Source organism: Terrimonas pollutisoli (assembly GCF_029360765.1).
Lineage (GTDB): Bacteria > Bacteroidota > Bacteroidia > Chitinophagales > Chitinophagaceae > Terrimonas_B > Terrimonas_B pollutisoli.
On sequence record NZ_JARKNA010000045.1, the window covers coordinates 1 to 6,987 of the forward strand.

Here is a 6,987-nt window from a genome sequence, read left to right on the forward strand (position 1 = left end):
GATCCAATATCTCTGACCGCCTGCGGAACTGACGACGTTTAACTGCTGATAAAACTTCCATCGCTTTTTGCCACTAAATTAAATCGCTGAAAAAAACAGGAAAAGATGTACTTCGCCGGAGGCTTACGTTTGGCCAAATAACTAAAAGTGGAAAAACTACGCCTATTAATATAATTGTCCCCCAGTTAAACTATACTTTGTTTTCAGGGAATTCCTTAGAAATACAGGTGGGTACCAAATTCTCGTTTTCAAATTTTAATGACAGTGTAATTGTAAGTTCATTAGTTAATGGAAATTGGTCAAATAACCAGGCACTTACCGGTACTTCTCAATTGAAGGAATCTATAATTGCAGGCTTTGTTGAAGCCAATTACAAGATTAAGGATAGAATAAAGCTCAGAGCAGGAATTAGATATGAATGGACGGATTTTTACCTTACTATGAACGAGCCCTCTCAGGATATTTATCGAAAGTACGGTAACCTTTTCCCTACCTTTTCTCTATCCTATAGGGCAAATTCTGTTAATTCCATGTCTGTTTTTTATAGTAAGCGGATTAACAGGCCAACCTTTAATGATATCGCTCCTTTTGTTTTATTTATAGACCCGTATACTTTTTTTTCCGGCAATTCTGCCATACAACCTTCTTATACTAATACAATTGGAGCAGATTTTAATCTTCGTAATTTTCTCTTTTCTTTAAGCTATAGTTATGAAGCAAATAGTCTGGCAAAATTTCAAATAAGCGTTGACCCGACAACCAATTTAGAAACTGTAAAACCAGTAAATCTATATTACACCAAGTCTTTTTCTACAGGATTAACCATGCCGATACCTATCACGTCCTGGTGGAATTTTCAATCCAGCATAAATGGACTTTGGCAGAAAATTAAAACAGGAAGTTTTCACAATAACACGACTTTGAATTTATCAAGCCTGCAAATGACAGGATCCCAATCCTTCAAATTACCCAAGAATTATTTAGTTGAGGTTTCAGGTTTCTACAATACAAAAATGTTTGCCGGAACCTCTCTTATTCAACCATATGGAGGATTAAACCTGGGAATACAAAAAAAATGGAATCAAGGATCCACACTTCGCTTGAATCTAAATGATGTCTTTAATTCAATAAAGTCCACCGCTTTTGTACAAATGCTAGGTTACGATATTAGAAACGGCTATGATTTCAGCCAAAGAACTTTGAAAATCTCCTATACTTATATGTTTGGGATTAAAGTCGCAAGTCATAGGAATAAAGCAGGGCTGAATGCAGAGGAGGATAGAAAACGAGTTGAATAATTATAAAAAAAATGAAGCATGCCAACATATCACAATTGTTACGTAAATATTGATGAAACAGACATTCAATATTTAAAGACCGCTATTCAAAAACAAAGCATATCTGGGAAGGGGCCATATGTAGAAGAGTTTGAAAAAGCATTATGCAGTTATTTTGATTCGCCTTATGCTCTTTGTTGCAGTAATGGTACTGCAGGGATTCATATGGTCTTGCTTTTGGAAAACATTCAAGCAGGTGATGAGGTAATGTTGCCCCCTACAGCACCTGTAATGTGCGTATTGCCAATCATAGCGGTTGGTGCAAAGCCTGTCTTTGTTGATACGCAGTCGACTAACTTTAACATAAGCATTGAAGATTTAAAACAAAAGCTCTCTGCCAAGACAAAACTATTTATAAATGTACCCATGTGGGGCTACGCCAATAATATTGATGAGGTGGTAAGCGTGTGCCACCAATCAAATGTCAAAGTTTTAGAGGATAATTCACATTGTCATGGCACTATATTGAACGATAAATATCTCGGCACATTTGGGGACTATTCTGTATTTAGTACTCACGAACGAAAATTGATCACAACCGGCGAAGGTGCCTTTCTACTTATCAAAAATAAGAATGACTACGAATGTTTATGTGAGTTAAGGTCTTTTGGAGAAGTGAGTAAATCTGACCCGACTTTCCAGAATATTAAAGGAAATTATGGGCATTTTTTTGGATTAAATTTCAAATTAAGTTCCATCAATGCTGCCCTGGGAATACCCCAACTATCCAAATTGGCTGCAAAGATTAAGGCACGAAGACAAAATGGACAATATATAGCGGAGAAAATTGCAGTGAATGATACAATAAATGAGTTATCCACTTATGGAAACAGTATTAGCAATTATTACTCAATTGTTTTCATTACAACTCCTGACCTTAAAAGCCGCATTGAAAAAAAATTATTGAAAAATAATATTTTATCTGACCCATTAAGATATAAATACCAGCCTTTGTACCAAATGCCTTTGTTTCAAAAATATGAAACACATTGCCCCAATGCAGAGATTTTGATGCAAAGTGTATTTACACTACCGGTTCATGAAGGAATAGAAATGTCTGATCTAAACCACTTTTCTGAAATCATAGGGGAGATGCAATATGTATAAACAGTTTACTACAAGCGTCATTGTATTTAAAGAAATAAAAGCATTTACCGATGTTTTGCTTATTCATCATAAAAAATTTGACCGGTGGATGATTCCGGGCGGGCATATAGAACCTATAGAGAATCCAAACGAAGGGGCTATAAGGGAGGTAATCGAAGAGACTGGAATAAAAATTCATCTAATATCTTTCATTCATCAGCCAATGCTGGTTGAAGATGGTGAATGGCTATTCCCTCCTGAGTATATGTATCAGCAAAGAATTCCCGCCTCTCCAAAAGAAGGGTTTCATTTTCATATTGACCTGACTTATATAGGTGTGGCTGATAACTATGACTTATCCCTAAACTCTAAGGAAACGTACGGAGTAATGTGGACCTCCATTTCAAAGATTAAGGACCTCCATTTATTTGATGCCACCCGGACAACGATAATGGATGCCTATAATAAATTAGTCAGCAATCTAAATTGTTCATTATGTGATAAAAAAAAACAAGAGAGTGTAGATAAAACTTATTAATGAGTTATTCTACTTAAAATATTTTCAGAATATTCACTGAGCATAAATAGAATTTGCTCTTGGATTCAATAACGTTGGGGCATATTGATACAGTCGTTAAATGCGCTATCAAATATTAGATGATATGCGGAATAGCATCTGGTCTATCTGATGATCCAATTAAAAATCATGCAAAGAGATAAGTTTTGAGAAAAGAGAAGTGCTTTTAATAAAATGCCGTCTTTAAGAGACACTATGGCTTTTCAGACTTCTTCCGGAAATGATTTTTATTCTGGCTTGCCATTGGAATAAAGTTACCAATTACATAGAACCATTAACCACTAAACCTATTCATTATGAAAATGTATGACCTCAAGGTTGGCATTGTTGGACTGGGTGAACAAACAACGGATAATCTTTTGCCCAGTTTAATTTTGAATCATTATGCTTCCGTCTCAGCCATTTGTGATATTGATGAACGAAAGCTAAATTCAATAGGAGAAAAAACAGGGATTAAAAATCGCTATACCTGTTATAAGCAAATGATACAAGAAGCGAAACCCGACGTGGTTGTAGTTTCATCATTTCCTGAAGTTCATTTTGAAGTAGCTAAATATTGTATTTTGCACGGGATACATATTTTTGTTGAAAAACCACCGGTAAGCAACACGGAGCAGTTAAACGAATTAATAGGTCTGTCCCAATTCACTTCTATAAAGACTGGAGTTGGAATGAACTTTAGTTATACTGATTCACATAAAACACTTAAGGAAATTATCTCTGATATTGAGTTTGGCAAAATATCTTTTATATCAGTAGAACATGTTAGTAGTAAGCCAGTGACTCCGCTTTGGCATCTGGACACAACCATAGACTCATTCTTGTTAGCACAACTAATACATCCATTGGATTATATTCTGTCTGTTGGTGGAAGTTATCACTCCATCAATGTCCATTGTTCCAGGCTTCACTCGCCTTTTTTTATTCAAATTATGATTGAGTTTGACAATGGCATCATTGGGTGTTTAAAAAGTGGTTCTTTTTATCCAAGGTTTAAACATGAAGTGGAAATCATCAGTACTACCGGAAATACTGTAAAGGCGAACGACCTCGCTTCTATTGAAATCACCAAAATAGATATACCCACTCCCTTTAATGTCCGGTCAAAAAACTGCACTACCCTTTATACTCAAAGCCCCTTAAAATCTGGCTATTCTAAAGCAGGATACATAATAGAGTTCAACTCATATTTTGAACATATTCTTTTCAATACAGACTACAAACATTCCTTCAGCAAAATGCACCATGTTTATGTGGCTTTAGATCAGATAAGATATGCCATTCATAATAAAAATAAAGATCGTCACTTAAGGCATGACGTTTCAATTAGTAAGGCAATGTAAGATGCTACCCTAAAAAAATATAATAAATTATGAGGAAAACTATTCAATCTACGGACAACAAAAATGATCTGAATTTTCTCGGGAGTTATGAAAACTATTTAAAAAATTATTTTGGGGTTAAATACTGCCTGGCCGTTTCTTCTGGAACAGCTTCTTTAATAGTAGCTCTAAAAGCTCTTGATGCCGGAAGCAAGGATGAAATTATTGCTCCGCCCACAGCTCCTTTATGTACTGCCTATCCAGTACTTTCGACCGGTGCAACACTGCGTTTCTGTGATATTAGACCATATAATTTAGGTCTTGATTTAATTATGCTATCGTCATTGATTAATAAACGAACTAAAGCTATCATAGAAGTACCTATGTGGGGTTATCCAACACCAGTGGACGAATTAAAAGATTTTGCCAGAAAAAAAAATATCCCTCTGATTTTTGACCTGGCCCATTGTGTAGGTACTGAGTTTAATAATAAACCCCTATCAGATTATTGTGATATAGCTTGTTTTAGCACTCAAAAGAATAAGATATTTTCTACTGGAGAAGGAGGTTTTCTGCTTACCGCTAACGAAGAATACTATCAAAAAGCCCTGTTGTATAGCCGGATGGGGGAATTAAACGGAATAAACTTTGGCCTAAATTATAAACTTAGCAACCTGCAGGCTAAGGCAGGAATTGAAGAGTTAAAAATTCTGGATGAAAACCTTGAGCGAAGAAAACGCAACAGCCGTTTTATAGTGGACGCTATCACTCATGACAATATCAAAGAAGTGAATTATCCTTCTTTGGATAAACCAAGCTATCAAAGATTGGTGTTACATACAAAAGACGGAAACAAAAATTTGGCTGCCTATATGGTATCAAAAGGAATCCCTTCAGATATAGAAAAATATAATATCAAACCTTTATACGAATACCCAATTCTAAACAACTTGAAAACCCATTGCCCTAATGCTGAAGAACTATTATCTATAATGACTACACTTTCTGTGCATATTGACTATACAGAAAAGGATTTAAATCACATAATTGAGACAATCAACAACTTTCCAAATTAAAGTTTAATCATTCTACAATGGGTAAAATTGCAATAGTAATAGCATCGGCTGACGGCATCATGTCATTGCAAACAGGAGTTGGTATTGTTGTCAATTTCTCTTTTGAAGCTTTTCCAGAAATATATCAAAGTTTGCTTTTGCCTGAAACACATTTATACGCCTTATGTCCGCTGGTAAATACGGAGAGTAGTGATTTTTCCAAAGCAGCTTTTGATACAGTTAATTTCCAATGTCAAAAACACAATGGAAAGCTGATTCCTCTTGTAAACATCAGTTCTGGAAATAGTTTAAATGAAATATGGAAGGGAACAGGGGACTTTTCTCCAGCCGAGGTATGGGATAGTTGTTGTTTGGAATTATATAAAGAAGTCACCAGGTTAAGCCACGATTATGAACGAATTGTTTTGATACTTCACGATACACTCTTCATTAAATCAACAAAATATATTGAAGAGTCCCATATTGAAATATGCTGGATTCCCCATAGCTTAGGAACACTTTTTCAAGCCCCAAACCAAAATGAAAGGATCAGCTTTGAAAAAGAAAATATTAATCATCTTTTATTAAAGGGGCACAAGATTGGATATATAAGCGCTTTTACTAAGGATCATTTATTCAAGTACTATGGGGTCAAAAACCGGGACATGGTATCCTTTTATTCTGGTATTTACTTTAACTCAAAAAAATACACAGAGTCCCGATTACTGGAAGAATTCTTGAGATCGCATGGCATACCGAAGGAAAAAAAAATCCTTTTTACATGGGGGCGCTGTTCAGATCAAAAAGGAATTGACATAATAATCAATGCCTATGCTTCTCTGATAAAAGCAAACACTTCTTTAAGTGAAAACTACCACCTGCTTTTGTTATGCCCTACAGAAACAAGTTATAAGGAATACCTGGAAAAAACTCTGGGATTATTGGACAGGTTGCCTGCCGTATCTTATACTTTTATCCAAACCTTCCAGGCTCAGATACAGTATGAAATACTTTCCTATGATAAAACCCGAATTATTCTTTTATGTTCGAGATATGAAAGCTTTGGCCTTACATCCATTGAAGCAGCCTACTTTGCTAATAATTTATCAACAATAATTTATTCACCACTTCCGACATTTAAAGAAGTGTTACAAAATAATCCCAATGCCATTGAGTTGGAACTTCTTTCCCCAGAATGTTTACAACAAACCATTATTAAAGAAATAAATAAAACGAATCATCATAAGCCATCACTAGTTCAAAGAGAAAGAATGCATAGGCAGTTTTCATTTGTCGATAATTATAGAAATGGGTTAACACAACTGTTTTTTAGCAACCAAATTACCAAAACCCATAACTAAATATGCTGGAAAATATAAAAGCTGTATCAATTGACTTGGATGGAACCTTATTGAAGTCAGATGGAACAGTTGGCCAAGAGACAGTTGATTGCCTGAAAGAATGTAAAAGAAGAGGCCTCACCCTGTAGATTCCTGAGCATGTTGACCCTCCATTCCTGTTTATGTTGACCCACTGTTCCTGCATGTTGACCCACGCTGGGGGAAAAGAGGTTTTGCGTTTTTATGCAGGTGATATTCTTGCATGTTGAC

General features: G+C 35.5%; 7 protein-coding genes. All 7 read left to right on the forward strand.

The window, feature by feature from the left end:
• Window positions 1–164 precede the first annotated feature (164 nt).
• Window positions 165–1,298 carry an outer membrane beta-barrel family protein gene (locus P2W73_RS26175; protein ID WP_276505068.1) on the forward strand — a complete coding sequence of 378 codons (1,134 nt, stop codon included), beginning with the start codon at window positions 165–167 and terminating at the stop codon, window positions 1,296–1,298.
• Between the two features lie 18 nt (window positions 1,299–1,316).
• On the forward strand, window positions 1,317–2,444 hold the full coding sequence (locus P2W73_RS26180; RefSeq protein WP_276505063.1) for a DegT/DnrJ/EryC1/StrS family aminotransferase: 1,128 nt from the start codon (window positions 1,317–1,319) through the stop codon (window positions 2,442–2,444).
• Entirely contained in the window at window positions 2,437–2,961 is a 525-nt protein-coding gene (locus P2W73_RS26185) for an NUDIX hydrolase (protein WP_276505064.1), read from the forward strand. Before P2W73_RS26180 ends, P2W73_RS26185 begins: the two co-directional genes overlap by 8 nt.
• 335 nt (window positions 2,962–3,296) lie before the next feature.
• Window positions 3,297–4,343: a Gfo/Idh/MocA family protein gene (locus P2W73_RS26190; RefSeq protein WP_276505065.1), complete on the forward strand. Its 1,047-nt coding sequence runs from the start codon at window positions 3,297–3,299 to the stop codon at window positions 4,341–4,343.
• A 29-nt stretch (window positions 4,344–4,372) separates the two neighbouring features.
• On the forward strand, window positions 4,373–5,398 hold the full coding sequence (locus P2W73_RS26195; protein WP_276505066.1) for a DegT/DnrJ/EryC1/StrS family aminotransferase: 1,026 nt from the start codon (window positions 4,373–4,375) through the stop codon (window positions 5,396–5,398).
• 17 nt (window positions 5,399–5,415) lie between these two features.
• Complete coding sequence (locus tag P2W73_RS26200) at window positions 5,416–6,738, forward strand: glycosyltransferase (protein ID WP_276505067.1); 1,323 nt, start codon at window positions 5,416–5,418, stop codon at window positions 6,736–6,738.
• Window positions 6,739–6,740: 2 nt separating this feature from the next.
• Complete coding sequence (locus P2W73_RS26625) at window positions 6,741–6,866, forward strand: HAD hydrolase family protein (protein ID WP_369127542.1); 126 nt, start codon at window positions 6,741–6,743, stop codon at window positions 6,864–6,866.
• The last annotated feature ends 121 nt before the right edge of the window (window positions 6,867–6,987 follow it).

Excerpts from the sequence above, each read along its gene's own strand:
- P2W73_RS26190 (WP_276505065.1), top strand. The coding sequence starts at position 3,297 with ATGAAAATGTATGACCTCAAGGTTGGCATTGTTGGACTGGGTGAACAA.
- P2W73_RS26625 (WP_369127542.1), top strand. The coding sequence starts at position 6,741 with ATGCTGGAAAATATAAAAGCTGTATCAATTGACTTGGATGGAACCTTA.
- P2W73_RS26185 (WP_276505064.1), top strand. The coding sequence starts at position 2,437 with ATGTATAAACAGTTTACTACAAGCGTCATTGTATTTAAAGAAATAAAA.
- P2W73_RS26200 (WP_276505067.1), top strand. The coding sequence starts at position 5,416 with ATGGGTAAAATTGCAATAGTAATAGCATCGGCTGACGGCATCATGTCA.
- P2W73_RS26180 (WP_276505063.1), top strand. The coding sequence starts at position 1,317 with ATGCCAACATATCACAATTGTTACGTAAATATTGATGAAACAGACATT.
- P2W73_RS26195 (WP_276505066.1), top strand. The coding sequence starts at position 4,373 with ATGAGGAAAACTATTCAATCTACGGACAACAAAAATGATCTGAATTTT.